Origin of the sequence: Corallococcus carmarthensis (assembly GCF_003611695.1) — a bacterium.
GTDB lineage: Bacteria > Myxococcota > Myxococcia > Myxococcales > Myxococcaceae > Corallococcus > Corallococcus carmarthensis.
Window position 1 is genome coordinate 1 of the sequence record NZ_RAWE01000159.1, and the last position, 23,995, is coordinate 23,995.

General features: G+C 70.0%; 22 protein-coding genes. 10 read left to right on the plus strand and 12 right to left on the minus strand.

All coding sequences use genetic code 11. The features are described 5' to 3' along the window. A partial coding sequence (locus D7X32_RS31190; protein ID WP_244239278.1) for a DsbA family protein occupies window positions 1-772 on the minus strand: 772 nt, incomplete at its 3' end. Between the two features lie 258 nt (window positions 773-1,030). On the opposite strand from D7X32_RS31190, the gene D7X32_RS31195 reads away from it, so the two are divergent. Beyond that, the gene (locus D7X32_RS31195) at window positions 1,031-1,261 is read left to right on the plus strand and encodes a sulfurtransferase TusA family protein (protein ID WP_120606216.1); all 231 of its coding nucleotides are present in this window, start codon (window positions 1,031-1,033) and stop codon (window positions 1,259-1,261) included. Window positions 1,262-1,280: 19 nt separating this feature from the next. Here D7X32_RS31195 and D7X32_RS31200 read toward each other — a convergent pair whose 3' ends face one another. Beyond that, window positions 1,281-2,192, minus strand: a complete 912-nt coding sequence (locus D7X32_RS31200) for an ABC transporter ATP-binding protein (RefSeq protein WP_120606217.1) — start codon at window positions 2,190-2,192, stop codon at window positions 1,281-1,283. Continuing rightward, on the minus strand, window positions 2,189-3,055 hold the full coding sequence (locus tag D7X32_RS31205) for an ABC transporter permease (protein ID WP_120606234.1): 867 nt from the start codon (window positions 3,053-3,055) through the stop codon (window positions 2,189-2,191). The genes D7X32_RS31200 and D7X32_RS31205 overlap by 4 nt, the downstream gene beginning before the upstream one ends. A 170-nt stretch (window positions 3,056-3,225) precedes the next feature. On the opposite strand from D7X32_RS31205, the gene D7X32_RS31210 reads away from it, so the two are divergent. After that, entirely contained in the window at window positions 3,226-4,764 is a 1,539-nt protein-coding gene (locus tag D7X32_RS31210; RefSeq protein ID WP_120606218.1) for a penicillin-binding transpeptidase domain-containing protein, read from the plus strand. 8 nt (window positions 4,765-4,772) lie between these two features. Here D7X32_RS31210 and D7X32_RS31215 read toward each other — a convergent pair whose 3' ends face one another. Next, entirely contained in the window at window positions 4,773-5,969 is a 1,197-nt protein-coding gene (locus D7X32_RS31215; RefSeq protein ID WP_120606219.1) for a DUF4388 domain-containing protein, read from the minus strand. Window positions 5,970-5,990: 21 nt separating this feature from the next. Here D7X32_RS31215 and D7X32_RS31220 point away from each other — a divergent pair, with 21 nt between their 5' ends. The 4 genes from D7X32_RS31220 (at window position 5,991) to D7X32_RS31235 (ending at window position 9,980) form a co-directional block, all read left to right on the plus strand. Next, window positions 5,991-6,269, plus strand: coding sequence for a glutaredoxin family protein (locus D7X32_RS31220; protein ID WP_120606220.1), 279 nt, complete (start codon window positions 5,991-5,993; stop codon window positions 6,267-6,269). Between the two features lie 120 nt (window positions 6,270-6,389). Then, on the plus strand, window positions 6,390-7,343 hold the full coding sequence (locus D7X32_RS31225; RefSeq protein WP_208752592.1) for a GGDEF domain-containing protein: 954 nt from the start codon (window positions 6,390-6,392) through the stop codon (window positions 7,341-7,343). A gap of 46 nt (window positions 7,344-7,389) precedes the next feature. After that, window positions 7,390-9,051, plus strand: a complete 1,662-nt coding sequence (locus D7X32_RS31230) for a sigma-54-dependent transcriptional regulator (protein ID WP_120606222.1) — start codon at window positions 7,390-7,392, stop codon at window positions 9,049-9,051. Between the two features lie 125 nt (window positions 9,052-9,176). Next, on the plus strand, window positions 9,177-9,980 hold the full coding sequence (locus D7X32_RS31235) for an NAD-dependent epimerase/dehydratase family protein (protein WP_120606223.1): 804 nt from the start codon (window positions 9,177-9,179) through the stop codon (window positions 9,978-9,980). Between the two features lie 3 nt (window positions 9,981-9,983). On the opposite strand, the gene D7X32_RS31240 is transcribed toward D7X32_RS31235, so the two are convergent. Next, window positions 9,984-11,600: a cation:proton antiporter gene (locus tag D7X32_RS31240; protein ID WP_120606224.1), complete on the minus strand. Its 1,617-nt coding sequence runs from the start codon at window positions 11,598-11,600 to the stop codon at window positions 9,984-9,986. 260 nt (window positions 11,601-11,860) lie between these two features. On the opposite strand from D7X32_RS31240, the gene D7X32_RS31245 reads away from it, so the two are divergent. Together D7X32_RS31245 and D7X32_RS31250 are read left to right on the plus strand one after the other, a co-directional pair. Next, window positions 11,861-12,427, plus strand: coding sequence for a tetratricopeptide repeat protein (locus tag D7X32_RS31245; protein ID WP_120606235.1), 567 nt, complete (start codon window positions 11,861-11,863; stop codon window positions 12,425-12,427). 95 nt (window positions 12,428-12,522) lie between these two features. Beyond that, window positions 12,523-13,659 carry a 3-deoxy-7-phosphoheptulonate synthase gene (locus tag D7X32_RS31250; RefSeq protein WP_120606225.1) on the plus strand — a complete coding sequence of 379 codons (1,137 nt, stop codon included), beginning with the start codon at window positions 12,523-12,525 and terminating at the stop codon, window positions 13,657-13,659. Here the strand turns inward: D7X32_RS31250 and D7X32_RS31255 are convergent. The 5 genes from D7X32_RS31255 to D7X32_RS31275 form a co-directional block, all read right to left on the minus strand. Beyond that, the gene (locus D7X32_RS31255; RefSeq protein WP_120606226.1) at window positions 13,649-14,482 is read right to left on the minus strand and encodes a prephenate dehydratase; all 834 of its coding nucleotides are present in this window, start codon (window positions 14,480-14,482) and stop codon (window positions 13,649-13,651) included. The genes D7X32_RS31250 and D7X32_RS31255 overlap by 11 nt on opposite strands. Next, window positions 14,475-15,614, minus strand: coding sequence for a bifunctional chorismate mutase/prephenate dehydratase (locus tag D7X32_RS31260; protein WP_120606227.1), 1,140 nt, complete (start codon window positions 15,612-15,614; stop codon window positions 14,475-14,477). The genes D7X32_RS31255 and D7X32_RS31260 overlap by 8 nt, the downstream gene beginning before the upstream one ends. Before the next feature lie 52 nt (window positions 15,615-15,666). Beyond that, a complete protein-coding gene (locus D7X32_RS31265; protein ID WP_120606228.1) occupies window positions 15,667-16,257 on the minus strand; it encodes a DUF4291 domain-containing protein in 591 nt (196 codons plus the stop codon). Beyond that, on the minus strand, window positions 16,254-16,730 hold the full coding sequence (locus D7X32_RS47770; RefSeq protein WP_120606236.1) for an EVE domain-containing protein: 477 nt from the start codon (window positions 16,728-16,730) through the stop codon (window positions 16,254-16,256). The genes D7X32_RS31265 and D7X32_RS47770 overlap by 4 nt, the downstream gene beginning before the upstream one ends. Window positions 16,731-17,723: 993 nt before the next feature. Then, window positions 17,724-18,668, minus strand: coding sequence for a hypothetical protein (locus D7X32_RS31275; protein ID WP_120606229.1), 945 nt, complete (start codon window positions 18,666-18,668; stop codon window positions 17,724-17,726). 200 nt (window positions 18,669-18,868) lie between these two features. Between D7X32_RS31275 and D7X32_RS31280 the strand changes: the two genes are divergently transcribed. After that, a complete protein-coding gene (locus tag D7X32_RS31280) occupies window positions 18,869-19,645 on the plus strand; it encodes a tetratricopeptide repeat protein (RefSeq protein ID WP_120606230.1) in 777 nt (258 codons plus the stop codon). Here the strand turns inward: D7X32_RS31280 and D7X32_RS31285 are convergent, their stop codons facing one another. Then, the gene (locus tag D7X32_RS31285; RefSeq protein ID WP_120606231.1) at window positions 19,646-21,679 is read right to left on the minus strand and encodes an amylo-alpha-1,6-glucosidase; all 2,034 of its coding nucleotides are present in this window, start codon (window positions 21,677-21,679) and stop codon (window positions 19,646-19,648) included. Window positions 21,680-22,082: 403 nt separating this feature from the next. Here D7X32_RS31285 and D7X32_RS31290 point away from each other — a divergent pair, with 403 nt between their 5' ends. Beyond that, window positions 22,083-23,630: a phospholipase D-like domain-containing protein gene (locus D7X32_RS31290; protein ID WP_120606232.1), complete on the plus strand. Its 1,548-nt coding sequence runs from the start codon at window positions 22,083-22,085 to the stop codon at window positions 23,628-23,630. A gap of 169 nt (window positions 23,631-23,799) precedes the next feature. Here the strand turns inward: D7X32_RS31290 and D7X32_RS31295 are convergent. Continuing rightward, window positions 23,800-23,995: hypothetical protein (locus D7X32_RS31295; RefSeq protein WP_244239280.1), on the minus strand; the 196-nt coding region annotated here is incomplete at its 5' end.

The following is a 23,995-nucleotide window of genomic DNA, read 5'->3' on the forward strand; positions in this document are numbered from 1 at the left end:
GCTCCGCCTGCTGCTGCGCGGGGCGGGACGGGGCGCGCTCGAGGCCCTTCTCGATGGTGCGCGCGTACACCTGCGACGGCGCGACGCCGCTCTTCACCAGGCCCTCGGCCTTGGCGAGCTCCTCGTCGATGAGGGCCTTGAAGTTGTCGATGGGCTGCGCGCCGGAGAGGAAGCGGCCGTTGATGAAGAAGGCCGGCGTGCCGCTGGCGCCCAGCTGCTGGGCCAGGGCCTGCTCCTTGTCGATGGTGGCGCTCAGGCGGGAGTCCGCCATGTCCGCCTTCCACTTCGCCACATCCAGGCCGATCTGCTTGGCGTAGCCCTCCAGGCTGTCGCCATCCAGCTTCTTGTTGTTGGCGAAGAGCAGGTCGTGCATGTCCCAGTACTTGCCCTGCTCACCGGCCGCGAGCGCCGCGAGGGCCGCGGGCTTGGCGTGCGGGTGGAAGGACAGCGGGTTCTGGCGCATCACCACGCGCAGCTTGCTGCCGTAGTCCTTCTGGAGCTGCTCGACGGTGTTGTGCGCGCGGCTGCAGAACGGGCACTCGTAGTCGGAGAACTCCACGATGGTGACGAGCGCGTTGACGCTGCCCTTCGTGGGCGCGCCATCCACGGGCACCTTGAAGACGGTGGGGTCCACGGCGCGCGCGGGCTTGTTGGCCGCCTGCGCGACGGGGGGCGTGTTGCCGGGGGTGGCTTTCGAGCCGCTGGCGGCACGGCCGCCAACGAACCCGAGCACCAGGCCGACCAGCAGGGCCACGATGACATTGGGCTTCATGGGTTGGGAATGCTCCTGCGCCATAGGTCCGACTCCGGGCCCCAAGCGGGTGTCTGGGTAGGGAAAGGGCGGGGTACTTAACAGAGGGAATTCCAGACACGCAAGCCGCGAAGACCGCCTGCGTCCGCCACATATCCAGAGGCCTCGAAGGGGCGGACAACGACGCGCGAGGGGCCGAAATTCCCTCTCATGGAGCGCGTCGTGCCACTTTGGCGGTCAGGGTTCCAGCTTCCCGTTTCCATGTCAGGATGCGCGGCCATGGAAGCCGGTGTGCGCGTGGATACGTCCGGAGCCCTCTGTCCGGTGCCCATCCTGGAGATCGCCAAGGCGATGCGCCGCCTTGCGCCCGGAACGCTGGTGGAGCTCCTCTCCACCGACCGTGGGCTGGAGGCGGACCTGCCCGCGTGGTGCGACGCGACGGGCAACGAGCTGGTCCGCATGGAGCGCCGCGGCGCCCACTATGTGGGCTGGGTGCGCAAGGCGGGGTGAGCGTCCGTGGGGCTTGGGCCTACAGGAGCTGGAGGACGCGGTCCTCCAGGCGGCGGCCACGGCTGACGCCGAGGATGAGCACCTGGTGCTGGAGGAGGTGGCCGACGGTGCGGCTGATGACCTCCTCGGCCTTATGGGCCTGGCCGTCGAACCGCACGCGCAGCACGTCCGGGCCTTCCATGCGCGCGTCGGTGACGCCGGGCATGGAGGTGATTTCGGGAATGATGACGTCGCCCCGGGCGATCTGGACGCGGAATTCGGCGCCCTGACCGGTGAGCTCCGACATGGTGCCCGCCTGCGCGAGCGAACCCTTGTCGAGGATGGCGGCGGCGTCGCACAGCTCCTCCAGCTCCTGGAGGTTGTGGCTGGAGACGACCACCGTCTGGGTGCCCTTCATGTCCTTGATGACCTGGCGCACCTGCGCGGCGATGCGCGGATCCAGGCCGGCGGTGGGCTCGTCCAGGAGCACGAGGGGCGGGCGGCCCATCAGGGCCTGGGCCATGGCGGCGCGCTTGGCCATGCCGTGGCTGAGCGCCTGCGTCTGGACCTTCCAGGCCTCCATCAGGCCCACCTTCTCCAGGGCGCCCCGGGCCTCGTGCTCCGGCTGGGGCAGGTCCGACAGGCGGGCCCAGTACATGAGCAGCGCGCCCACCTCCCAGCCCGGCGGCAGCACCGCGTCCTGGGGCAGCGCGCCCACGCGGCCCTTGAGGGCGCCGGGCGTCGAGGGCGACACGCCCATCACCTGGAGCGTGCCCTCCGACGGGAAGAGGTAGCCGCACATCATGGAGAAGGTGGTCGTCTTGCCGGCGCCGTTGGGACCGATGAGGCCGAAGACGTCCCCCTGCTGCACCTGGAGGCTGACTGCGTTGACGGCGACCTTGGGACCGAAGCGCTTGGAGACGTTGGACAGCTGGATGGCCAGGTCGCTCACAGGTCCCTCGTGCGCAGGACGCCGTAGGCGCCGAAGAGGAAGACGGCCGCGAAGGCGGCGTAGGCCGCGCCGCTGACGGCGAACTCGGCGAGCTTCGGGTGCAGCAGGTTGGTCGAGTAGTAGGACGGGGACAGGTAGCGCAGGAAGCGCAGCAGGTTCGCCTCGCTGACCGAGCGCCCCACGGAGTCCATCAGCCAGAAGACGAAGAGCAGGATGAAGTTGAAGACGAGGCTCACGGCCGGGCTGCGGAAGAGGCTGGAGCACAGGCTGGTGAGGGCCACGTACGCCAGCGAGAAGACGATGGTGGCGCTCCAGAACTTCAGCAGGTTGAGCACCAGCGTCCCGACGGCGAAGTCGTCGTTGAGGATGCGCGCGTAGATGAAGATGGCCAGGTCGATGACCAGCACCAGCCCCACCAGCAGCGTGGCCTGGGAGAGGAACTTGCCCAGCAGCACCGACGAGCGGCGCGCGCGGACGGTGAGATAGCGCATGGAGCGCGGACCCACTTCGCCGCTCACCTGGTCGAAGCCCATCAGCGCGATGTAGGCGGGCAGGAAGAAGAGGGTGATCTTGAAGACGATGAGCACCACGATGGGCACCTGCGCCAGGGCCTCCATCATCGCGGTGTCGTTGCTGGCGAGGAAGCCCAGCACCCCGCGGTGCATCTCCTCCGCGGCGCGCGTGGCGACCTCCGAGTCCGCGCCGGACTCGGCGAGCTTCGCGTTCACCTGCGCCTGCAGCTCGCGGGTGACGAAGCCCACCACGAGCAGCACCAGCGCGGAGAACATGCTGTAGAGCCCGAGCAGCACGATGGCCCGGCCGCTTCTCACGGCCCGGCGCAGCTCCGCTGCCCAGATCACCATCATCTCTTTGAGTCCGTCCAAGGTGCACAGGACCCTACTGGACCTCCGGTCACCTTCCCAGGTTTCTCCCTGACGAAGGCAGCAGACGAGGAGGCAAGCCGTGGACAGCGCGCTCTCAGCGAATAGGATCCGGCGGTCTGCTCCCTGCCCCCCAAGGAGAGCCCCGAAGCATGACGATTCGCCGCTTCCTCGCCGTCCTGCCGCTGTTTCCCCTCACGTTGCTCCTGGGCGCCTCCGCGCCCGGGACGGACGCGAACACCGCGCCGTCACCCGCCGCCCCGACGGACGCCCAGGCCCTGGCGCAGGCGGTGACCGCCCTGGGAACGGACGCGGGCCCCACGGGCGCCCGCGCGCTGGTGGAGAAGGTGGAGGCCGAGCAGCGCGCCCAGCTGGCTTCATCGGACGCGGGGGCCGCCGCGAGCGTCGTGCAGGCGCCCGCCGCTCCGGACTCCGGGACGGCCCCTGACGCCGTGGTGGCCGCGCCGGCAGAGGACGCGCGTCCGGTGGATGCGCGCGCGCTGGCGGAGGCGCTGGCTTCGAAGGACGCGGCCGCGCTGGAGCCCGGCATGGTGCCGCCGATGCCGGTGCCCTCGCGGGAGAAGGCGCCGCCGTTCGGCAAGCTCCAGGGTCTGCCCCGCGCGCAGGACCTGGTGGCCCGCGCGAAGCTGGAGGGCAACAAGCTGGTGGTGAAGGGCGGCAAGAGCGCGCCGGATCAGGTGCTCACCATCGACCCGGGCCTCCAGGCGTCGCTCACGAAGATCATGGAGAACTACCAGGTGCCCTACGGCGCCGCGGTGGTGCTGGAGCCCTCCACGGGCCGCGTCCTCGCGATGGCGGAGCACTCGGAGGCGAAGCCGGAGCTGCGCGGGCTTCCCATCCGCGCGGTGTACCCGGCCGCGAGCATCTTCAAGATCGTCACCGGCAGCGCGCTCATGGAGGCCGGCGTGTCCCCCGAGACCGAGGCGTGCTTCCACGGTGGCAAGCGCCGCCTCAATGAGCGGCAGCTCGAGGACACCGAGCGCGACGGCGCCTGCTATTCGCTGGCGCTGGCCATGGGCAAGAGCGCCAACGTCATCTTCGCCAAGATGACCAGCAAGCACCTGAGCGCGGACGCCCTCAAGCGCATGGCGGCGCGCCTGCGCTTCAACCGCGAGATCCCCTTCGCCCAGCCGCTGGACGTGTCGCTCGCGTACATCCCGGAGGACGGCTTCGCGCTCGCCAACACCGGCGCGGGCTTTGGCGACGTGTACCTGTCCCCGCTGCACGGCGCGCTGCTGGCCGCCGTCGCCGCCAACGAGGGCCGCTGGGTGGACCCCGTGCTGGTGGAGCCGGAGCCGTTCATGCCCCTGCCGGAGCCGGAGCCGGTGCTCACGCCCACCGCCGCGCACGGGCTCACGCGGATGCTGGAGGAGACCGTCACCCACGGCACCGCGCGCGGCGTCTTCCGCGAGCGCGGCTTCCAGGTGAAGGACGCGGTGGGCAAGACGGGCACGCTCGCGGACCGCGAACCCTTCCGCGACTACTCGTGGTTCGTCGGCTTCGCGCCCAAGGACCACCCGCGCGTGGCCGTGGCCGCGCTCATCGTGAATGATCCGAAGTGGCGCATCCGCGGCTCCTACCTGGGCCGCGAGGCCCTGCGCCTGGCGCTGGAGCGCATCCCCGCGCCGGTGGAAGTGACGGCCCCCGCGGGCGCCGCCGGCAAGCACTGAGGCGGCCTTCAGGACAGCGGACGCGCGGTGAGCTTCACCAGCCCCGTGGCCACGAAGCCCTGGAAGAACTTCAGGGCTTCCAGTTCCTGAAGCGGCGACACGTGCACGATGGCCGCCACGTCCCGCCGCCCGTCGATGCGCGACAGCAGGTAGCGCTCCGGTGACGTGAGCGGCAGCGTCTTCAGGTGCGCGGGCGTCACCATCAGCGCCGGCACCCGCGACGGCTCCATCAGCGCCTTGCGCAGCTCCGTGAGCAGCCTGCCTTCTGCGTCGCGCAGGAGCTTCGTGGTGTGCTCGGTGGGAGCGATTTCGTGCGCGCGCCGCGCCAGCGCCTCGCCGTCGCGCAGGTTGCCCGCGTCCAGGAAGAGCTGGGCGGCCTGGAGCACCTCGTCGGAGGAGGACTCGGAGCCGATGACGCCGCCCGAGTTCAGGTCGTCCTCGTCGTCATCCTCCACCACCACCACGGTGTGCGAGCCGGGCTCCGGGGCGGGCAGGGGCGCCTCGTCCGACACACGCAGCGCGTCCTGACGGTAGAGCGCGTACAGCCGCTGGTAGAGGAAGAAGTCGGTGGCGTGCAGCGCCAGCGCGATGCCGTCGATGCTGAGGCCGTCCTTCGCGAGCTGCACGATGCGCTCGTCCATGCTGCCGGCCTTGCGGTCCGTCAGCCTGCGCTCGTCCACCTCCAGGCGCACGCGGCCGGAAGGGAACACCGCGCGGATGGCCTGCCACGCCGTCTCGCGGAACTCGCCCTCGCGGTGCACGTCCAAGAGGTCCACGCTGACGTCCAGGCCCTCCAGCTCCGGCGCGACGTCCGTGGCGCGGAAGTCGAAGCCGCCTTCCTCCCAGGTGAAGGCATCCAGCAGCATCTCCCGGAACTTGTGGGAGAGCACCGTGCGCACGGTGGCTTCCGACACCGTGCCCGTCATGATCAGGATCTTCCCCAGGAGGATGTGCGTCTCCGCCTGCGTGGAGAACGCGCGCTCCAACTGGTCCTCCGTCAGGTGGCCCTGGTTGATCAGGAACTGACCGAAGTACTCGCGCGGCTGGTTGGAGCTGGCGGTGATGACGTGGCCGTCGCGCAGCAGCAGCTGCTTGCGCACGTCTCCCCGCTCCACGTTCAGGGTGCCGGTGGCCCGGCGATTCCCGAGGTGGACGACCAGGTCCTTGAGGGGCATCGTCGAAAAATCACCACACACGCCGCGCATCGAGCGCCCATCCTGCAACGCATGCGAGTCGATATCTACTCGAAACCCCGGTGTTCCCTCTGTGAGAAGGCACTCGCGGTCGTGGAGGAGGTCCGGACCCGGCTGCCGTTCGAGCTCTACGTCACCGACATCCTCCAGAGCCCGGACCTCTTCGAAGCCTGGCGTTACGACATCCCCGTGGTCCTCATCGACGGGGAGCCTGTCTTCAAGCACCGCGTGGACGCGGAGGCCCTGGAGGCCCGGATCCGCGAGGTGATGAATGGCATACCCATTGCTAAAACCGTGGGCCAGGATGGGTAACGAAGTGCCCTTCCCTAAGAAATCCAAGGGGATACGTAGGGCGCAAAAGTAGCGGGGCTGTAAATCTGGGCGGGCAGGCAGGTTGACGGGGCAGAAAATGCTGGAAAGGAGGGCACGGCGGTGGGTGTGAAGCGCAAGCAAGCGGGAAGGTCGGGGCAGCCTCCTACGGTGTTGTTGGTGGAGCCCCGGGCGGAGGACCTGGAGCGCACCCGGGCGCTCCTGGGCGAGGCGGGCTTCCGTGTGGTTCCCCTGACGCGCTTCGATGCGGCGGTGCCCCTCTTCGAGGTGATCCGCCCGGACGCGGTGCTGCTGGCCGCGCAGCCGCCGGACTTCGCGGCGGTGCAGACGGCGCGGCGCCTGCGCCAGGTGGGCCGCGGCACGGTGCCGATGATGTACCTGGTGGATTCGCACGACCGGGACGCGTGGCGCTTCTGCGTGGAGAAGGGGCAGTGCGTGGACGTCGTTCCGCGCACGGTGGACGGCGCGGAGCTGTCCATGAAGATTCACGCGCAGATGCAGCTGAAGCAGTCGGTGGAGCGCGCGGCCGCCGGTGAAGAGGCCGGCACGGCGCTGGCGCTGCATGACCCCGTGACGGGGCTCTACAACCGGCCGTTCCTGCTGGCCCTCATCGGGTTGGAGGCGCGGCGGACGGAGCGCTACGGCGGGACGTTCTCCGTGGTGGCCGCGGAGGTGACGGGGTGGAGCGCACTCCGCAAGGAGCACGGCAAGAGCATGGCGGAGCGGCTGCTCGTCTACAGCGCGGTGGTGCTGGGACAGACGGTGCGCGAAGCCGACGCGGTGGCACGGGTGGGGGACAGTCAGTTCGCCATGCTGCTGCCGGGCACGCCCGCGGAGGCGGTGCCGGAAGTGCTGGCGCGGGTGGAGGCCCGGTTCGAGGCCGCCCGGTTCCAGATGGAGGGTCGCGTGGTGCGCACGGCGCTGGAGCTGGGAGCGGTGAGCTTCCCGGACACGGTGGGGGCTCCCACCCAGTTGCTGGGCGCGGCACTGCGGACCTTGAGGCGTACACGCGAGATTCGGCGGGCCGCCGGTCCAGCCCGTTTGATGTCGGTTTGATTCAGTTCACGAGGGTTTGATGCACAGGGCGAGCGGAGGCGTGGGGATGGATCGGATCGCGGTGCTGGTGGTGGATGATGAGGAGTCGGTGCGCACGTTCCTGTCCGAGCTGCTGGGCAGCTCTGGGTATCAGGTGCGCTGTGCGTCGAGCGGCTCGCAGGCCCTGGAGATGCTCTCCGGTGGCTCGTTCGACGCGGTGCTCCTGGACGTCGTGATGCCGGAGATGAGTGGCCTGGAGGTGCTTCGCCGCTACCGCGGCACGGGTGGCACGGCTCCGGTCATCGTGTTGAGCGCGCTGTCGGGTGCTGATGATGCGGTGCGCGCGCTGAAGATGGGGGCCTCTGACTATCTGGCGAAGCCCTTTGGCAACGACGAGCTGCAGGACGTGCTCGCGCGCGCCCTGGGGACCCGTGTCCCCGAGCGTCAGGCGACCGCGCCCGCGCCCCGCGCGGTGCTGACGTCCGCCGAGGCCGCGGCGGAGGCCCGCGTGCTCATCTCCACGTCGCCGGCCATGCGCCGCGCCCGTGCGCTGGTGGAGCGCATCGCGGACACGGATGTGCCGGTGCTGCTGCTCGGTGAGTCCGGTACGGGCAAGGAAGTCATCGCCCGCGAAATCCATGCGCGCAGCCAGCGTCATGGCCGGCCGTTCATCAAGGTGAACTGCGCGGCGCTGCCGGGCGAGCTCCTGGAGAGCGAGCTGTTCGGCCACGAGCGCGGCGCCTTCACGGGCGCCACGGCGGAGAAGCCGGGCAAGTTCGAGCTGGCGGATCAGGGCACCATCTTCCTGGACGAGATTGGCGAGATGGCCATCCGCCTCCAGGCGAAGCTGCTCCAGGTGCTGCAGGACGAGGAGTTCTTCCGCGTCGGTGGCAAGAAGAGCGTCCGCGTGGACAGCCGCGTGGTGGTGGCGACGAACCGCGACCTGGAGAAGGAGATCGCGCTCGGCAACTTCCGCGAGGACCTCTACTACCGCCTCAACGTGGTGGCCATCCGCCTGCCGCCCCTTCGCGAGCGCCGTGAGGACGTGGTCCCGCTCACCGACCACTTCCTGAAGAAGTACGGCAAGGGCTTCATGACGAACGTGTCCGAGCTGCCCTCCGAGGTGCTCCACGCGTTCACCGACTACGAGTGGCCGGGCAACGTGCGCGAGCTGGAGAACATGGTCCGCCGGCTGTGCGTGCTGAAGGACCCGACCCTGGTGCTGGATGAAATCAACGCCGGGGGCCGGACCCCCGCGAGCGCCCCTTCGCTGCCCACGTCGTTCGGCGGTGGAGACGAGTACAGCCCGCCGCCGTCGCGCCACATGGAAGAGTCCGCTCGTGTCTTCGCGTCCCCTCCGCCCTCGCATTCGATGGTTTCGAACTCGGGCGTGCAGGTGCTGGAGATGCCCGCGCGCGGCGCGATGCTGACGCCGGCTCCTGTGCCGGACGCCACGCCGTTCAACGCCGTGGCGCCCATGCGCTACGCGAACCCGTTCGACGCGCCGCAGCCTCCGCCCCCGCCGCCTCCGGCCGGGGAGCTGTCGCTCAAGGACATCGGCAAGCGCGCGGCGATGCTCGCGGAGCGCGAGGCCATCCTCGCGATGCTCCAGCGCACCGCGTGGAACAAGCGCCGCGCGGCGGGCAAGCTGCGCATCAGCTACAAGGCGCTGCTCTACAAGATCAAGGAGTGCGGCATCATCGACCCTCGCGCGAGCGCGGAGTTCTAGGCCGCACGGCAGGGGCAGCACTGAAGACGTGAGACGACGGCCCTTCTTCCGGATGACGGAAGGAGGGCCGTTCACTTTGGGGTGGGCCTTGCGCGGCGCGGGCGTTGCCCGGTATCGCGGAGCACATGCCCGCTCCACTCATCCTGCTTGGCTGTGGTTACACGCTCACGCGGTTCGCGGTGGCGGAGGCCCGCGCGGGCCGCGAGGTGCTGGCCACGACCCGGGACGCCTCTCGCCGCGCGGTGCTGGAGGGCGCGGGCGTCCGGGTGGTGCCGCTCGACGAGGCACTGTCACGGGCCTCGGGCTCGCATGTCGTGGACTCCGTTCCCCCGGAGGCCGGACTGGATGCGGGCTTCGCGCAGGCGCTGTCCCGCTCGCGTCCTTCACGGCTCGTCTACCTGTCATCCACGGGGGTCTATGGCTCCGCTCGCGGGCACGTGGATGAGGCCACTCCGGTGGACAGGACCTCCGCGGTCTCCCGCGCCCGGCTGGAGGCGGAGGATCTCTTCCTTCCCCTGGGGGCGAGCGTCATGCGCATCGCGGGCATCTATGGCCCGGGGCGCGGCACATCCGGTCGTCTGAAGGCGGGCACGCTGCGCATCCCGGAGTCGGGTGGCGGCCGGCTGTCTCGCATCCACGTGGACGACCTGGTGGACGCGGTGCGCGTGGTGCTCGAACGCGGAGGCCCTGGCGAAATCTACTGCGCGGCCGACCGACGGCCCGCGACGCAGGAGGAGACGGCCTCCTGGCTCTGCCAGCACCTGGGCCTTCCCATGCCGCCGCGCGTGCCCTTCGAATCCCTCCATGAGTCCCTTCGCGGCGACCGCGCCATCAGCGCCGCGAAGCTGGAGGCCCTGGGCTGGACGCCTCGCCATCCGGACTTCACGACCGGCTTCGTCGCGGCGATGGAGGAGGAGGCGCGCGCGTAGTTCCTACTCGGGGGATTCCGCCCGGAGGATCTGCTGCAGGTCGAGCTCCGACCAGTCCAGCTCCTGCTCCACCTGCTGGAACGCCGCGTCCCCGATGGTGCCGTCCGCCCGGAGGTCCGCCAGGCGCCGCCGTCCCGCCGCCATCGCGGTGCGCACCATGTCCGCGTCCGCGGTGGGCGGTCCCCAGGGGGAGCTGGGGCCTGCATGCGTGCCCGTGCCCGTCAGGGAATGCTCCTCCAGGAGCTGCCGCGCGCGCCGCAGTTGCAACTCGTACCGCCGCCGCACCAGGGCCGACATCTCCGTGCCCGGGGACTCGTTCGTGGCCTCCAGCCCCGCGCGCAGCGTCTCCACGCGGGCGAGCCGCACCTCGTGGTCCACCTCGCCGTCGTCGTCCAGCTTCAGCCGCGTCATCAGGGGCCGCAGCGTCATCCCCTGCACCACGAGCGTCCCCAGCACCACCGAGAAGGACGTGAAGAGGATGAGGTCCCGGTAGGGGAAGGCCGCGACACCGTCGTGCCCCGTGGGCAGGGCCAGCGCCGCCGCGAGCGTCACGATGCCCCGCATCCCGCACCAGCCCACCAGCACCGCCGCGCGCGGCGAGAGTGTCACGGGGCTGGACTTCGACTTGCCCTGCCTCCACCGGGTGAACGCCCCCGCGCCCATCACCCAGGCGAAGCGCGCGAGGATGGCCGCGCCCGTCACGACCCCCGCGATGGCCCCGTACTCCAGCCACGTCTCCCGGTCGAACCGCGCGACGATGGTCTTCAGCTGGAAGCCCACGAGCACGAAGGCCAGCACGTTCAACACGAACACCGCCACCTCCCACACCGCGTAGGACGGGATGCGGATCCGCGCGGGCGTCAGGGTGGAGGCCGTCCGCGAGATGGTCATCGCGTAGATGACCGTCGTCAGGATGCCGGACAGGTGCAGCCGCTCCGCGAGGATCCACACCGCGAACGTGCTGCCGAACTGCGTGATGACGGCCGTGGAGACGTCCTCCACGCTGGAGTTGATGCGCAGGCTCACCCGCGACAACACCACCCCCAGCAGCACGCTGCCCACCGTGACGACGAGCAGCGTGGGCACCGCGCTCCAGCCCAGCACGCCGCCCGCGGCCACGGCCCCCAGCGCGAGCCGGTAGATGAGCAGGGCGCTCGCGTCGTTGAACAGGCTTTCGCCCTCCAGGATGACGAGCAGCCGGTGCGGGGGCTTCAGCTGCTTCAGCACCGCCGTGGCCGCCGCCGCGTCCGGAGGCGCGACGATGGCGCCCAGCGCGATGGCCGCCGCCCAGGGCATGGCGGGCACCATCCACCGCACCGCCACCGCGACGGCGATGACCGTGAGCACCACCGCGCCCAGGGCGAGCCCCGCCACCGGCCGCCAGTTCGCGCGCAGGTCCCGGGGAGACGCATCGAACGCCGCGTCCAGCAGCACCGGCGCGACGAACAGCGTGAGCGCCAGCTCCGGATCCAACACCAGCTCCGGGCTCCCCGGCACGAGCGCCAGCACCGCCCCCGCCAGCGCCACCAGCGCGGGGTAGGGCGTGCCGATCCTCCGGGACAGCGCCGCCAGCCCCGCGCCTCCGAGCAGCAGCCCGATGACGATCTCGAACACCAGCATGAAGGCCTCTCGGAGAAGTGCACCCGGGACTTCTCCGCGACCTAGCGCAGGAGGGGCGGTCGCGGACAGTGCCGAATTCCGGACGGCGGAAACGGGCGTCCCGTGGGAGGCCCTCCGCGTCATCAGCGGATCGCGATGGATGCCATCAGCCGGAAGCGGGGCATCCCTTTGCGGCGCGGGGTCCCCCGGTGACAGGCTTGCGCTTTCGGCCGCGTGGATGCGTGCGGCTTGTCGAACCCTGCCCGATGGGGGAACCGAAGATGTCCAGGTCGTTGCTGTTCGCGGCATTCAACGAGGGCGTCCACCGTTCCATGGCCGGCAACCACGAGGCCGCGCTCCAGTCGTTCGAGCAGGTCCTCGCCGTGGATCCGCGCCACTTCCCCGCGCTGACCGCGAAGTCCTTCGCCCTCAAGCAGCTGGGGCGCACCGAGGAGGCCCTGAAGGGCTTCCAGCGCGCCATCGAGCTGGACCCGAGCGCGGCGGACCCCCACCGCGAGGCCGCGCTCTGCCAATTGGAACTGGGCGAGCCGGAGGCCGCGGCCCTCCTGATGGAGCGGGCGGTTCAACTCAACCCCACCCCCGGCTACCGCGAGGCCGCCGCCATCGAGGTCTACCACCTGGGTAACGCGCTGCTGACCCAGGGCCGGCGGCCGGACAAGGCTCGCTACCGTCTGGCCCGTCAGGTCTTCGAACTGGCGCTGGAGCTGTCGCCCGCCTACGTGGAGGTGGCCAAGGCCCTGGCGGACGTGTGGGAGCACCTGGGTGACCCTACCCAGAGGGAGCACTACACCCTGCTGGCGACCCGGCTGCGCCCCGCCTCCTCCTGAGGCGGCCCGCGTCGGATTCCATACAAATGCGGAGGGAAAGGGTGGGACGCCGGTGTTGAATGCCGAAGCGGCCCCCCACCAGGAGAACCCTTCGCATGATCGTGATGCTCGAGCCGGATTCCCCGGAATCCGTCGTGAATGCCGTCCTCCAACTCGCTTCGCAGTACGAGGGCGTCACCCCCCGTGCCCACGTGGTCCAGGGCGCCGAGTCCACCATCACGGAGCTGTACCTGCTGGGCTCCACGTCGCAGGTGCCGCTGGAGCCGTTCCAGCAGCTGCCCGGCGTGCGCCAGGTGGTCCGCGTCTCGCAGAAGTACCGCATCATCGGCCGGCACGGCGGTCAGCGCACCACGGCGGGCTTCGAATACAACGGCGTCACCTTCGATGACCGCTCGGTGAACCTCTTCGCCGGCCTGTGCGCGGTGGATTCGCTGGAGAGCGTGGACGCGATGATGGCGGCGCTCGCCCGCTGCGGCATCACCACCACGCGCATGGGGGCGTACAAGCCGCGCACCAACCCGTACGAGTTCCAGGGCCTGGGCGCCAAGTGCCTGCCCTGGGTGTTCGACTCCGCGGGCAAGCATGGCATCAAGGTCATCGCGATGGAGGTGACGCACCCGCGCCACATCGACGAGATCAACGACGCGCTGAAGAAGTCGGGGGCACCCACGGGCGTGATGCTCCAGGTGGGCACGCGCAACGCGCAGAACTTCGAGCTGCTCAAGCAGATTGGCCAGCAGCACGCCTTCCCGGTGCTCTTCAAGCGCGGCATGGGCATCACGCTGGAGGAGTCCCTCAACGCGTGCGAGTACGTCGCCAGCGAGGGCAACCCGAAGATCGTCTTCTGCCTGCGCGGCGTGAAGACGCACCTGGGTGACCCGCACCGCAACATGGTGGACTTCGCGCACGTGCCGGTGGTGCGCCGCCTCACGCGCATGCCGGTGTGCGTGGACCCTTCGCACGCCATTGGCCGCGCGGAGGCCCCGCCGGACGGGCTGCCGGACATCTTCCACGCCATTGGCCAGGGGCTCATCGCGGGCGCGTCCATGGTGCTGGTGGACTTCCACCCGACGCCGGAGAAGGCGCTGTGCGACGGGCCGCAGGCGCTGCGCCTGGAGCAGCTGGGCGCGCTCCAGCGCTACACGAACATCGTGCGCGCCGCGTACACGGAGGCCGTGAGCAACGGCGACGGGACGCAGGCCGCCGCTCCGGCCAAGGCCGTCAGTCGCTGAGCGCGTAGCTGCCCAGCACCCGGAGCGACGTACAGGCGCTCCGGGCTTCGCTCAGGGCGGCCTTCACCGGCGCGGCGTCCACCGCGCCGTCCACGTCCAGGCACCAGCGGTAGTCCCAGGCGCGGACGCCGCCGGGCCTCGACTCCAGCCGCGCCACGTTCACCCCGTGCGAGGCGAAGGCCGTGAGCACGCCCGCGAGCGCGCCGGGGCCGTTGTCGAGCGTGATCACCAGGGACGTCTTCCACCGCGAGCCCAGGTGGGGCGGCACGGCCGGGCCCACCGCGAGGAAGCGGGTGGCGTTGTCCGGCGAGTCCGCGATGCCCTCCGCCAGCACCGTGAGGCCGTAGAGGTCCGCCGCGGTCTTGCTGGCGATGGCCGCGGTGCCCTCCAGCGCTTCCTGCGCCACGCGCCGCGCCGCCACGGCGGTGTTCGCTTCGGGCACGGGTTGCAGGTGGTGCTTGCGCAGCCAGCCTCCGCACTGCGCCAGGGCCTGCGGATGCGACAGCGCGCGCGTGAGGCTTTCGAGCGTGCGGCCCGGCGGCGCGAGCAGGCAATGGCGCACGCGCAGGCGCAACTCGCCGGAGAGGGGCGGGGTGAATTCCAGCAGCAGGTCCACCACCTCCGCCACCGGGCCCGCGAGCGCGCTCTCCATGGGCACGACGCCGCCGTCCACCGTGCCCTGGGCCACGGCTTCGAAGACGGCGCGGAAGGTGGGGCAGGGGATGCGCGTCACGGAGTCGCCGAAGAAGGCGCCCGTGGCCTCGTCGCCGTACGCGCCGCGCTCGCCCTGGAAGGCGATGCGGCGGGGGGCGGCGTCAGCCATCGATGGGCTCCGCTCGCGGGTACGTGCCCAGCACGCGCAGCGACGACGTGAGCGGGCGCAGGTCGTCCAGCGCCGCCGTCACGGACGCGGACGCGGCGTGGCCCTCCACGTCCAGGTAGAAGCGGTACTTCCATGGCGCGCCCGGGATGGGGCGCGACTCCAGCTTGGAGAGGTTCACCCCGCGCTGCGTGAGCCGTTGCAGCACCTGGCCCAGCGCGCCCGGCCGGTGCTCCAGCACCACCAGCAGCGACGTCTTGCACGGCACGTCCGGCGCGAGCGGCGTGGGCTGGCGCGCGACCTCCACGAAGCGCGTGAAGTCCGCGTCGGGCTGCAGGTCGCTGGCGAGCACCACGAGTCCGAAGCGGCTCGCGGCGGATTCGCTGGCGATGGCGGCCACGGTCACGTCGTTGCGGTCCGCGACCATCTGCGCGGCGACGGCGGTGTCCGGCCCCAGCACGGCGCGGGCCTGGGGGACGTGCGTACGCAGGAAGTCCTCGCACTGCGCCAGGGCCTGCGGATGGGACAGCACCTCGCGCAGGTCCTCCAGCTTCGCGCCCTTCAGGCCCAGGAGCCGGTGGTCCACCTGGCTCACCACTTCGCCGGTGATGACGGCGTCGCCCGCGGCGAGCACGTCGTAGACCTCGTTCATGCTGCCGGCGGTGGTGTTCTCGATGGGCAGGAGCAGCAGGTCCTGCGCGCCCTGCTTGAGGGCCTCCACGGACTGCCGGGCGGAGTCGAAGCCGGTGAGGAGCACGCCGCCTGGACGGTGGCCGTAGCGCTGGCGGGCGGCCAGGTGGCTGTAGGAGCCCTCGACGCCGAGGTAGCCCACGCGCAGGGGCGTGGTGTCCAGCCGGGTCACCAGGGCCTGCTGCCGGGCCACGGACATGTCCAGGATGACGCGGTAGAGGCGCTCCACCTCGTGCGGATCCAGGCCTCGCTCCGCTGCCCGGCCGCGCAGCTTGCGCAGGAGCAGGTCCTCGCGCTGCGGGTCCCGGAAGGGCCAGGCCGTCACCAGCTTGGCGCGCGCCACGTCGTCGGCCAGGGCCATGCGCCGCTGGAGCGCATCGAGGATGTCATCGTCGATGCGTTCGATTTGCGTCCGCAGGGTCTCCAGGGTGGGGATGTCCGCCATGGCCCGAACATAACAACTCGCGTCGAAGGAGCGGACTCCTCTGACGCGCCCGTCACATTCCCAGGCGCCGGGCGAGCTCCGGAGGCACCGGGCAGACGGATTCCTTCGGGAGCAGGCGCGTGGCCTGGTCCGCGCGGCCGTCATCCATGTGCTTGCGCAGCTTCTGGACCAGGGGCGTCAGGTCGGTGATGGACACGGTCCAGTCATCCACGAAGCGCTGGATGACGGCGCGGCTCAAGCCCACCTGGATGCTGTCGTGGGGCAGGCCCGCGCCGCGCAGCGTGCGCTCCGGATCCCACTGGACGTGGACGGGCGCGGACTCGAAGGCCTTTCGCCACGCGTCCGGGGAGCCGTGGGCTTTCGGCTCGTAGCCGGTGAGGACGGCGCTGGCCAGGGCCTCCTCCCAGCCGGAGCGTTTGATCCGCACGGCGAGGATGCGCTCCTGGCCGCTCTTGCGGCCCCAGTTGGAGCGGTGCATGAGCCACAGGAAGCTGGGTTTGATCCACGTCATCCGGCCCACGGAGAACGGCGGGCCGAACTTCTGCTGCTTCACGGCCACGTCCGCGATGGCGTCCGGATAGGCCTGGTACATCACGATGGAGGCTCGGTCGAAGTCGGCGCGGACTTCGCGGGCTGCGCTCATGGGGTTGCTCTGTCTTTGGGCTTCGGCTTGGGTTTCGCGGCGGCGGTCTTGGGAAGCTTCGTCTTGCCCATCTTGAGGACGAGCTCGAAGTGTTCGGCGGGGGTGGGCGTCACGCTGAGCCGGCTGCGGGTGAGCAGCGGGAAGTCCTTGAGCGCGGGCGTGGCCTTGATGGTGGCGAGCGTCACCGGCGTGGTGAAGGCGACCACGGGGCCCACATCCACGGAGGCCCAGTCCTCGCCGGGTGCGGTGGGGTCCGGGCCCGGCTTGGAGAGGACGCACGCCACGCCGACGACGGCCTTGTCCTCATTGGAGTGGTAGTAGAGGCACAGGTCGCCGGGCGTCATGGCCCGCAGGTTGTTGCGCGCCTCGAAGTTGCGCACGCCCGTCCACTGCGTCCTGCCGTCCTCCTCCAGCTTCGCGTACGCGTAGACGGAGGGCTCGCTCTTGATCAACCAGTACCGCGCAGTCGCCATGGCGACGCACCCTAGCTCAGGGGGCATCTCGCGCGCCTGGGCTTCACCCCGGGTAGAGCTGGCGTCCGTGTAGCCCGCACGCTGGGCCCACGCTTGAACGAGGGGGATGCTCGTGCGCACGGCGTCCCACGCGCTCCGGTCGTCCCGGGCCTGGGGGCAGGGGATGAGCGTCAGCAGGCTGGGGCCCGGTCCTTCGGGGCGGGAATCGGGCAGCTCCGCGACGTCGAGGAACGCGTTCGGGGCGATGAGGACCGGCGTCAACGTCTCCGTGAAGCGCGCCAGCACGGGAAGCGCGGCCCCGTCCTGCCGCAAGGGCTGGCCGTACTTCAAAGTCGCCATGTCGACCTGCACGATGCACAGGTCCGGGTTGGTGGAGAGCATGAAGGCTTCACCCTCGTGGACTTCGACCTGCCACTTGCGGTCGCTGACTCCGACTTCAGGGTCGTAGAGCCAAACGCGGTGGGAGCCGCTGGGAACTGGATACGTGGAGTGCCGATCGACGCGATGGAGCGGCTCCACCTGTTTGTAATCCACGGACAGGAAGACATTGCCGCCCACGACATGGATGAAGCCTCCCTTGTCGCGGCTCAGGAAGAGGATGCCGGCCACCACTGCCACCGCCGCGAGGACTGCCAGCTCACGCTTCGTGAGCCACTCCGTCTTCAGGACCTCTTCCACGGGCGGTGGGGGTGGGGCCTCGTACGCACCGAGCAGGGTGTCACTCGTTGGCGGAGGCTCGGTCCGGGTGAGCCGGGAGTACGCCCACCTCCCCAGGAGCGCCACGGTCAGGAACACCCCGGCCTCCACGGGGCGGTCCTCGCGGAGCAGCAGGAGGGTCGTGGCGATGGTGAACCCAGTGTAATTGTAACGGGTTATGCCCATGGCTTTCCCCCTGAAGTGGCCTTCCCGCCACCTCAGAGGGGTTCATGGCACGTCTGGTTTTGGAGCGTCAATACAGCGGAGATGTCACCCCACGCTCGGACGCACCCTGGCTCAGGGCGGCGTTTCGCGCGCCAGCGCAGCGCCCTGGCGCTGATGGAGTTCCAGAAGCTGCGCGTTGTCCATGGCGGTGACTTCACGACGAGTGGGATCAGCGTCCGTGTAGCCGACGCGTTTGGCGGCGTCATCAAGCCCCGGGAAGAGCGTTCGCACGGCGGTCCAACTGCTTCGGTCGTCCTGGGCCAGCGAGCAGGGAAGGGGCGTCAGGATGCTGGCGGTCCGCCCCTGGGGCAGTTTTTCCGGCAGCTCGTTGAAGGACAGGAAACCGTCCTCGGGGATGCGCAGGGGCGAGGCCGTGTCCGTGAAGCGGGTCACCACGGGGAGCGTGCGAACGTCTACGCCGCCCATCAGCGTCGGTGTGGAGCGCGTGGGTCGGCCGTAGGTGAGGGTCGACATGTCGATCTGTACGGCGCACAGGTCCGGATGGACAGACAGCATGAGAGCGTCGCCCTCTTGGACGTCGATGCGGAAGTCGCGTGAGACGCCGACGCCCGGATCCAGCAGATGGACTTCGTGCGGCCCGCTGGGAATCGGGTATGCGAGGTGTTGGCCCACTCGGAGCACCGGCTCCACGGGCACGTCATCCACACGCAGATCGATTTCGCGGTCGGGGTGCTTGCCGCTGGCCACGACGTGGAGGCGGCCTCCACTGTCGCGGTTGATGATCAGGATGCCTCCCAATACCAGCACCGCCGCGAGGAGCCCCAGGGCGAGCGTCATGGAGACCGGAGAGGAGGGCGCTTCCGTGGGCTCAGGCGTGAGCGCGGGTGCTTCCGGTGCGTGCGCGCCCAGCAGGGTGTCGCTTGTCGCTTGGGGCAGGTGGCTGGTCGTGGGCGCGGAGAGGATGGAAATCACCCACCGCACGAAGAGAACCGCGAGCAGGATGCCCAGGGCCTCCAGAGCGTGGCCGTCGATGATGAACCGGATGAGCCGGACCATGTCTTCCCCCCTGAAGTGGCGTTCTCAGCCACTTCGGGATGATTCATGGCACGCCTTGTTTTGGAGCGTCAATGCGCGGGCAGCAATGCACTCGCGCAGGTCAGGCCGGCCTGGCGTTTGTCGTGTAGGCTGGCATGGAAAAGACGGGAACGCGCTTGGGCAGGAACATCCCGCCCGTCAGGAGACTGGCGGACGCGGCCATGGACAAGGCGTGGGCGATCGAGGAGACGCGGCCTGACGATCGCAAGGCCCTCTTCGACGCGTATCTCGCCGCGGCACGGCTCGGGAAGATGGAGGCCATGACGAACGTGGGGCTCCATTTCCTCTACGGAGATGGCGTCCGGCGTGACCCGAAACGCTCCCGGATGTGGACGGAAAAAGCAGCCGGACTGGGGGACGATGTCGCGGCCTTCAACCTGGGCCTCGCCTATGACAACGGAAGAGGGGCCCGGAAGAACAAGGGGCTCGCGGAAGTCTGGTATCGCCGGGCCGCCGCCATGGGATTCGCCATCGCGGAGGGAAACCTGGCGTACCTCCTGTTCGAAAGCACGGAGCCCCACAGGCAGCAGGAGGCGGTCCGCCTCTACCGGAAGCACGCACGGCAGGGACACCCGATCCCGGCATACAACGTCGGTCTTGCGTATGAGCTGGGAAAGGGTGTCCGCAAGAACCTGAAGAGAGCCAACGCGTATTACGAATCGTCCGCGAAGGGAGGCTACGCGGAAGCCCAGTTGGCCCTGGGCTACAACTATTCCAATGGCGTGGGCCTTGTTCCAGACGCCATGCGTGCGTTTGGCTGGTTTCGCCTTGCGGCGAAGCAGGGCCATGCCAGCGCATCCTTCAACCTGGGGTTGATGTTCGCGAACGGCGAGGGCGTGCCCAAATCCAAGGCGCGAGCCTTGCGTCACTTCCGTGATGCCGCGGACCTGGGACATGCCAAGGCCGCCAGATGGCTGCGGAAGCTCGAGAAAGCCTGATCACCCCACGTTCGTCTTGGCGAACACCCGCAGCGCCTCCGCCACGCTCCAGGCCTGGGCGAAGCATCCTCGTGGACGGTAGGGCTCCGTCGCGTCGAAGATCTCCGAGATCTGTCCAATCCCTCCGTGTGACAGGTGGTCTTCCATTCCAGACAGCAGGGCCCTCGCGGCCTTCAGGTCTGGGGCCACCTTCAACGTCGCGTCCACGTAGTGCCCGATGAGCCAGCCCCACACCGTGCCCTGGTGATAGGCCGCGTCGCGGGCCCGCAGGTCGCCGTCGTACTTCGGTTTGTAGTCCTTGCTCCCCGGCGCCAGGCTGCGCAGTCCCACCGGCGTCACCAGCTCCCTGCGCACCACCTCCAGCACCTTCGCCCACTTGTCGCGCTTGAGCACCGGATGCTTCAGCGAGATGGCGAAGACCTGGTTCGGCCGCACGTGCGCGTCCTCGCGGCCGTCCTCTCCATCCACCACGTCGTAGAGGCAGCCGCCCGCTTCATTCCAGAAGCGCTGGTTGAAGCTGCCCTGTGCCTTCTCCGCCGCGCCCCGGTACGGCCCTGATTCCAGCCCCAGCCGCTCCGCCCAGTCCGCCATCAGGCGCAGGGCGTTGAACCACAGCGCGTTGATCTCCACCGCCTTGCCCCGGCGCGGCGTCACCACCCAGCCCTCCACCTTCGCGTCCATCCAGGTGAGCTGGTAGCCCTCCTGCCCCTGCCGCAGGAGCCCGTCCGCCGGGTCCACCCCGATGTGGAAACGCGTGCCCTTCTGGTGGTGCGCCACGATGTCCTGCAACGTCGGGAACAGGTCGCGCAGGAGCGCTTCGTCTGCCGTCTCCTCCACGTAGCGGTCCACCGCGTGGAAGAACCAGAGCGTCGCGTCCGCCGTGTGGTAGACGCCCTCGTTCTCTCCGTCCGGGAAGTAGTTCGGAATCAGCCCGTCCCGCACATAGTGCTGGAACGTGCGCAGGATGGCCGCCGCCTCGCGGTAGCGCCCCGTGGCCAGGGTCAGCCCGTCCAGGCTGATCATCGTGTCCCGGCCCCAGTCCGTGAACCACGGGTAGCCCGCGATGACACTCCTTGCGTCCAGGCCCATCGACCGCGCCCACGCGGCGTCCGCCGGCCTTGGCGGATCGATGATGAATTGATCCGCCGCCAGCACCAGCCGCGCCGGGACTCCCGTGCGCGCATGCTCCGGGGCTCGCTCCAGCAGGCGCTGCTGCCGCGTCAGCTCCCGTTCGAACACCACCGAGGGAGCCCGCTCCAACAGGTGCCCCGCATTCTCCGTCGTGAGCCCGAAATAGAGCGTTGCTCCGGGCTTCAGCGTCGCGGCGAAGTAGCCCGGCGAGTGCTGCACCTCCGTGAAGTCATACCCGCGCGCCTTCTCCACGCGCAGGTGTTGCGGCTTCGACGTCTCCGGAAGGCTCACGAACGGCGTGGGCCCGTCCGAATACAGCCGCATCCGCTGCTGGGGACCGTCCTCGCCGTTGCGCAGCTCCACCAGCGAGCCTCTCAGCGTGACGATGGACTCCGCGATGTCCTTCAGCAGCGGCCCGTCGTGCGGACGCAGCACCGGAAACGGACGCAGGTGCAGCGTCACCTCCGGACCGGACAGGTGTTCCCACGCGAGGAACACCGTGTCCTCGCCGTGCACCATCACGAAACGCCGGCGCAGCCGCGCCCGCCCCACCGCGTATTCCCAGACGGGGATCAGCCCCTCCAGCTGGAAGTGCCGCAGGTGCCTCGCGCCGTCCTCCAACGCGCTGCCCTCCTCGTGCTCCTCGGACGTCAGCCGGTAGCGCTCCCCGTCCACCAGGGCCGTCTCCTCCAGCCTCGCCATCAGCACCGTGCGGCCCAGCTTCTCCAGCGTGGGGATGAACAGGCCGTGGTAGCGGCGCGTGTTGCAGCCCACCACCGTGCCGGAGGCGTAGCCCCCGCGGCCGTTGGTCTGCAGCCACTCGTGGTAGACGTTGGTGCTGAAGTCGGCGCCGTCCTTGAAGTCGAACGACAGGCGGGGCAGGGCAGGGGCTGGTTCATTCACGCCTTCGTCTCCTCCTCGCCCGTCAACACGAGCGCGGTGTGTCCGGGGAACGGCAACCGTCCATCCTCCGGCCCCTGGCCCACGCGTTCGCCAGGGTCCGTGGAGGCGACCCCTGGGCGGAGACGCGCGGGAAGGGTAGGAAGCAGGAACCCGTTGGACATCGCCCCGGGAGGCGATGCGCATCGCCCTCGTGGGGGAGGTTGCTCATGGAAGCCCGCGCCACACAGCGCGTCCCTGGCCCCCGGGTTCCGGGTCGCGGGGAGGACAGCCGGACAGCCAGGCCCTCGCCGCTGGCGCGAGCACGCGGGAATCCGCATGAACGCAACCCTTGCGACCCGCTCCCAACGAGTGCACTTCACCCAGAGCCTTCGGGTGTCCCCCCGAAAGCCCCAGGAGACACGGCGTGGCCATCCTGAAGTCAGCGGGCATCAGCGGCCGCCAGCACGGGCTGGCCGAGCAGGTCTTCTCCCGCGCCGCCGGCGCGCCGCTCGTGCCGGGCAATGACGTGCACCTGCTGCGCGACGCGCGCGAGAACTACCCCGCGTGGCTGCGCGCCATCCAGCAGGCGCAGCGCTCCATCCTCTTCGAGAACTACATCATCGAAGATGACGAGGTGGGTCGCGGCTTCGCGGAGGCGCTGGCCGCGCGCGCCCGTGATGGCGTGCAGGTCCGCGTCCTCTATGACTGGCTGGGCTGCCAGGGCACCGCGTCCCGCCACTACTGGCGCGCCCTGCGCGACGCGGGCGTGGAGGTGCGCTGCTTCAATCCCTTCCAGTTCGACCGGCCCCTGGCCTGGCTGGGCCGCAACCACCGCAAGACGCTCACCGTGGACGGCGAGGTGGGCTTCGTCTCCGGCCTGTGCGTGAGCCACAAGTGGGTGGGCGACGCGGAGAAGGGCGTGGCCCCGTGGCGCGACACCGGCCTGGAGATTCGCGGGCCCGCCGTGGCGGACCTGGTGCGCGCCTTCGCCCAGGGCTGGAGCACCGTGGGCCCTCCATTGGATGAGGAGGGTTGTCTCTCCGCTCGCGCCTCCACGCCCATGGGGGACGTGGCCCTGCGCGTGGTGGCCGGCGTGCCCTGGAGCGCGGGCCTGTTCCGCGTGGACCAGCTCATCGCGTCGCTCGCGCGCAAGCGGCTGTGGCTCACCGACGCTTACTTCGTGGGCACCGCCACCTACGTGCAGGCGCTCCGGGCCGCGTCTCGCGATGGCGTGGACGTGCGGCTGCTCGTGCCCGGCAGCAGTGACATCCCCGCGCTGCGCCCGCTCACCCAGGCCGGCTACCGCCCCCTGCTGGAGGCCGGCATCCGCGTCTATGAATGGAATGGCACCATGCTCCACGCCAAGACGGCCGTGGCGGATGGCACCTGGGCGCGCGTGGGCTCTTCCAACCTCAACCCCGCGAGCTGGCTGGGGAACTCCGAGATCGACGTCGCCGTGGAGGACGCTCCCTTCGCCCAGCGGATGGAGGCCATGTACCTCCAGGACCTGGAGCACGCGACGGAGGTGGTGCTCAGCGGAAGGGAGCGGCGCCTGAAGGCCGCGCCTCCACTGCCGCGCAAACAGCGGGGCGGTCCGGGCCGGCGGGGCAGCATGAGCCGCGCGGCCGCGGGCGCGGTGCGCCTGGGCAACACCGTGGGCGCCGCCGTCACCAACCACCGCGAACTGGGGCGCACTGAATCCAAGGTCGTCTTCGGCGCGGGCGTGGTGCCGCTGGCGCTCGCGGGCGTGGCGCTCTACTGGCCCCACGCCGTGGCGGTGCCGGTGGCGCTCGTGGGTGCGTGGGCCGGCATCGCCCTGTGGATCCGCGCCGTGCGCCTGCGCCGTCAGGAAACCCAGGGCAGCGAACAGCAGCCGCTGCCGGAGCCGGAAGTGCCGCCGCTGCCCGTCTCCACACAGCCGCGCGTCCTGCCTGAAGCGCACGTGCCGGAAGCCGGGCCGCGCCAGCCCTGAAGTAAAAAGACGTGAGGGGGAAGGGCAGGGCGCCGGTGTGCTCACGGGGCCCGGACATGACAAGGGCCTACGGGCCGGCAGCGGAAGGAAGTCTGGCTTCCCACTTCGCTGATCCGGCCCGAAGGCCCGGTGATTCCTACAGCGTTTCAGACTGCGTTGGCGTGTCGCGCTACGCCTGCTTCGCGACGCCCGTGGGCTCCGCCACCTTGCCATTCAAGAGCGAGCTGCCGCCGTACAGGGCCAGGCCCACCATGCCCAGCACGCCCGCTTCGACGCCGTTGCCCAGAGAGGCACCCATCAGCCCCACGATGCTGGTTCCGAGCATGAACACCACCCCCACCGCCCCTGCCACCTTGCCCATCCGC

Excerpts from the sequence above, each read along its gene's own strand:
- D7X32_RS31195 (WP_120606216.1), top strand. The coding sequence starts at position 1,031 with ATGGAAGCCGGTGTGCGCGTGGATACGTCCGGAGCCCTCTGTCCGGTG.
- D7X32_RS31205 (WP_120606234.1), bottom strand. The coding sequence starts at position 3,055 with ATGGTGATCTGGGCAGCGGAGCTGCGCCGGGCCGTGAGAAGCGGCCGG.
- D7X32_RS31210 (WP_120606218.1), top strand. The coding sequence starts at position 3,226 with ATGACGATTCGCCGCTTCCTCGCCGTCCTGCCGCTGTTTCCCCTCACG.
- D7X32_RS31215 (WP_120606219.1), bottom strand. The coding sequence starts at position 5,969 with ATGCGCGGCGTGTGTGGTGATTTTTCGACGATGCCCCTCAAGGACCTG.
- D7X32_RS31220 (WP_120606220.1), top strand. The coding sequence starts at position 5,991 with ATGCGAGTCGATATCTACTCGAAACCCCGGTGTTCCCTCTGTGAGAAG.
- D7X32_RS31230 (WP_120606222.1), top strand. The coding sequence starts at position 7,390 with ATGGATCGGATCGCGGTGCTGGTGGTGGATGATGAGGAGTCGGTGCGC.
- D7X32_RS31235 (WP_120606223.1), top strand. The coding sequence starts at position 9,177 with ATGCCCGCTCCACTCATCCTGCTTGGCTGTGGTTACACGCTCACGCGG.
- D7X32_RS31240 (WP_120606224.1), bottom strand. The coding sequence starts at position 11,600 with ATGCTGGTGTTCGAGATCGTCATCGGGCTGCTGCTCGGAGGCGCGGGG.
- D7X32_RS31245 (WP_120606235.1), top strand. The coding sequence starts at position 11,861 with ATGTCCAGGTCGTTGCTGTTCGCGGCATTCAACGAGGGCGTCCACCGT.
- D7X32_RS31250 (WP_120606225.1), top strand. The coding sequence starts at position 12,523 with ATGATCGTGATGCTCGAGCCGGATTCCCCGGAATCCGTCGTGAATGCC.
- D7X32_RS31255 (WP_120606226.1), bottom strand. The coding sequence starts at position 14,482 with ATGGCTGACGCCGCCCCCCGCCGCATCGCCTTCCAGGGCGAGCGCGGC.
- D7X32_RS31260 (WP_120606227.1), bottom strand. The coding sequence starts at position 15,614 with ATGGCGGACATCCCCACCCTGGAGACCCTGCGGACGCAAATCGAACGC.
- D7X32_RS31265 (WP_120606228.1), bottom strand. The coding sequence starts at position 16,257 with ATGAGCGCAGCCCGCGAAGTCCGCGCCGACTTCGACCGAGCCTCCATC.
- D7X32_RS47770 (WP_120606236.1), bottom strand. The coding sequence starts at position 16,730 with ATGGCGACTGCGCGGTACTGGTTGATCAAGAGCGAGCCCTCCGTCTAC.
- D7X32_RS31275 (WP_120606229.1), bottom strand. The coding sequence starts at position 18,668 with ATGGTCCGGCTCATCCGGTTCATCATCGACGGCCACGCTCTGGAGGCC.
- D7X32_RS31280 (WP_120606230.1), top strand. The coding sequence starts at position 18,869 with ATGGACAAGGCGTGGGCGATCGAGGAGACGCGGCCTGACGATCGCAAG.